We start from the raw sequence: 2859 nt of genomic DNA, 5'->3' as shown, positions 1-2859 counted from the left end.
TGCGCAAGGCCACCGCGCCGACCGCGTCCGAGGAGACGGCCGTCGTGGTCGTCCCGTCGGGTACGGCCGACGAGGTGCCGGTGACCGAGGCTGCCGGGGGTGCCACGGCGGAGGCCGCGGTGACCGCGGAGCCGGCGACCGGGGAGCCGGCGGCCGAGGAGGCCGCGCCGGCCAAGAAGACCGCCCGCAAGGCGGCCAAGAAGGCCCCGGCGAAGAAGACCGCCGCCAAGAAGACCGTGGCCAAGAAGACGGCCGCCAAGAAGACGACGGCCAAGAAGGCGACGAAGACCGCCAAGACGGCCGCCGCGAAGTCGACGGCGAAGAAGACCACCACGGTCTCCACCGCCGGCGACGAGGGCTGACGCCCGCGGTGCGCGGCCGGCCGGGTCACCCACGACCCGGCCGGCCGCGCACCCGTGAGGCCCGTCCCGAGTGACGGTCCGCACAACCCCTGGACCCGGTTTGACCCCCTCGGTCGTGGCCCCGTAACCTTGACCGTCGGCGTGTCCACTGAACATGCCACATCCCCGTAAACCTCTTCCTCCCGGGCGCAAGGCGGGCCGGGAGAGGTCGCCCGTGGTCTTCCCTGGGCGACTGGCCTGCGGGGGTGCCGTTTCTTCGAGCGAAAGTGAGATCCGCGTGTACGCCATCGTGCGCAGCGGTGGTCGCCAGCACAAGGTTGCTGTCGGCGACATCGTTGAGGTTGACAAGATTTCCACTGCCAAGGTTGGCGACACGGTCGAGCTCTCGACCCTGCTCGTTGTCGACGGCGACGCTGTGACCAGCGACCCGTGGGTGCTGGCCGGCATCAAGGTCCAGGCCGAGGTCGTGGACCACCACAAGGGCCAGAAGATCGACATTCTGCGCTACAAGAACAAGACCGGCTACCGCCGTCGTCAGGGCCACCGCCAGCAGTACACGGCGATCAAGGTCACTGAGATCCCCGCGGCTGCGAAGTAAGGGACTGAGGAGAAATGGCACACAAGAAGGGCGCATCGTCCACCCGGAACGGTCGCGACTCCAATGCCCAGCGGCTCGGCGTGAAGCGCTTCGGCGGTCAGGTCGTCAACGCGGGTGAGATCCTGGTCCGTCAGCGCGGCACCCACTTCCACCCCGGCGCCGGTGTCGGCCGTGGCGGCGACGACACGCTGTTCGCCCTCCAGGCCGGTGCGGTGGAGTTCGGCAGCCACCGTGGCCGCAAGGTCGTGAACATCGTTCCGGTCGCCTGAATCGTCTGATTCACGGCATCGACCGAACGTAACGTTCGAACCTTTCGCGAGGCGGACCTCACTTCCCGGTCGGGAAGGCGGGTCCGCCTTTCGCGTGTTACGCAAGAGACATACCGTACGTACCGAAGTGCTGGAGGCACCCCATGACCACCTTCGTGGACCGCGTCGAACTGCATGTCGCCGCGGGTAACGGAGGCCACGGCTGTGCCTCCGTCCACCGTGAGAAGTTCAAGCCGCTCGGCGGCCCCGACGGCGGCAACGGCGGCCGCGGCGGCGACGTCATCCTGACCGTCGACCAGTCGGTCACGACGCTGCTCGACTACCACCACTCCCCGCACCGCAAGGCCACCAACGGCAAGCCCGGCGAGGGCGGCAACCGTTCCGGCAAGGACGGCGAGGACCTGGTCCTGCCGGTGCCGGACGGCACGGTCGTCCTGGACAAGGCCGGCAACGTGCTCGCCGACCTGGTCGGCCACGGCACCTCGTACGTCGCCGCGCAGGGCGGCCGGGGCGGTCTGGGCAACGCGGCGCTGGCCTCGGCCCGCCGCAAGGCGCCCGGCTTCGCGCTGCTGGGCGTGCCCGGTGACCTGCAGGACATCGTCCTGGAGCTGAAGACCGTCGCCGACGTGGCCCTCGTCGGCTACCCGAGCGCCGGCAAGTCCTCGCTGATCTCCGTGCTCAGCGCGGCCAAGCCGAAGATCGCCGACTATCCGTTCACGACGCTCGTCCCGAACCTGGGCGTGGTGACCGCCGGTTCCACCGTGTACACCATCGCCGACGTGCCCGGTCTCATCCCCGGTGCCAGCCAGGGGCGCGGCCTGGGCCTGGAGTTCCTGCGGCACGTGGAGCGGTGCAGCGTCCTGGTGCACGTGCTGGACACCGCGACGCTGGAGTCGGACCGCGACCCGGTCTCCGACCTCGACATCATCGAGGAGGAGCTGCGGCAGTACGGCGGGCTGGGCAACCGGCCCCGCATCGTCGTCCTGAACAAGGTCGACGTCCCGGACGGCAAGGACCTCGCCGAGATGGTCCGCCCCGACCTGGAGGCCCGCGGATACCGGGTCTTCGAGGTGTCGGCCGTGGCCCACATCGGGCTGCGGGAGCTGACCTTCGCCCTCGGTGAGCTGGTCGGCAAGGCGCGTGCCGCGAAGCCGAAGGAGGAGGCGACCCGGATCGTCATCCGGCCCAAGGCCGTGGACGACGCGGGCTTCACCGTGGTCCGCGAGGAGTCCGGCGGCGAGCCGCTGTTCCGGGTGCGCGGCGAGAAGCCCGAACGCTGGGTCCGCCAGACCGACTTCAACAACGACGAGGCCGTCGGCTACCTCGCCGACCGGCTCAACCGCCTCGGCGTGGAGGAGAAGCTGATGAAGGCGGGTGCCCGCGCGGGCGACGGCGTCGCCATCGGCCCGGAGGAGAACGCGGTCGTCTTCGACTGGGAGCCGACCGTCATGGCCGGCGCGGAGATGCTCGGCCGGCGTGGCGAGGACCACCGCTTCGACGCGACCCGTCCCGCGGCCCAGCGCCGCCGGGACAAGCAGGCGGAGCGCGACGAATCCCTGCGGGAGTACGACGAGTTCGACCCGTTCGAGTAGAGGCGCACCGCCTGACCGCCTGACCGCCTGACCGCCTG

4 protein-coding genes are annotated in these 2859 nt (G+C 70.3%); all 4 read left to right on the top strand.

Annotation, left to right across the window (positions count from 1 at the left end):
* The coding region (locus tag GT045_RS33325) for a hypothetical protein (RefSeq protein WP_161336476.1) at nucleotides 1-362 on the top strand (362 nt) is incomplete at its 5' end.
* A gap of 277 nt (nucleotides 363-639) precedes the next feature.
* A complete protein-coding gene (rplU, locus tag GT045_RS33320) occupies nucleotides 640-960 on the top strand; it encodes a 50S ribosomal protein L21 (RefSeq protein WP_004931419.1) in 321 nt (106 codons plus the stop codon).
* Nucleotides 961-974: 14 nt separating this feature from the next.
* Nucleotides 975-1229 carry a 50S ribosomal protein L27 gene (gene rpmA / locus GT045_RS33315; RefSeq protein ID WP_061922958.1) on the top strand — a complete coding sequence of 85 codons (255 nt, stop codon included), beginning with the start codon at nucleotides 975-977 and terminating at the stop codon, nucleotides 1227-1229.
* Nucleotides 1230-1372: 143 nt separating this feature from the next.
* Complete coding sequence (obgE, locus tag GT045_RS33310) at nucleotides 1373-2821, top strand: GTPase ObgE (RefSeq protein ID WP_161297347.1); 1449 nt, start codon at nucleotides 1373-1375, stop codon at nucleotides 2819-2821.
* Nucleotides 2822-2859: the final 38 nt, after the last annotated feature.

It is taken from the genome of Streptomyces sp. SID486 (assembly GCF_009865385.1).
GTDB lineage: Bacteria > Actinomycetota > Actinomycetes > Streptomycetales > Streptomycetaceae > Streptomyces.
This window is presented reverse-complemented; position numbering and strand designations above follow the sequence as displayed.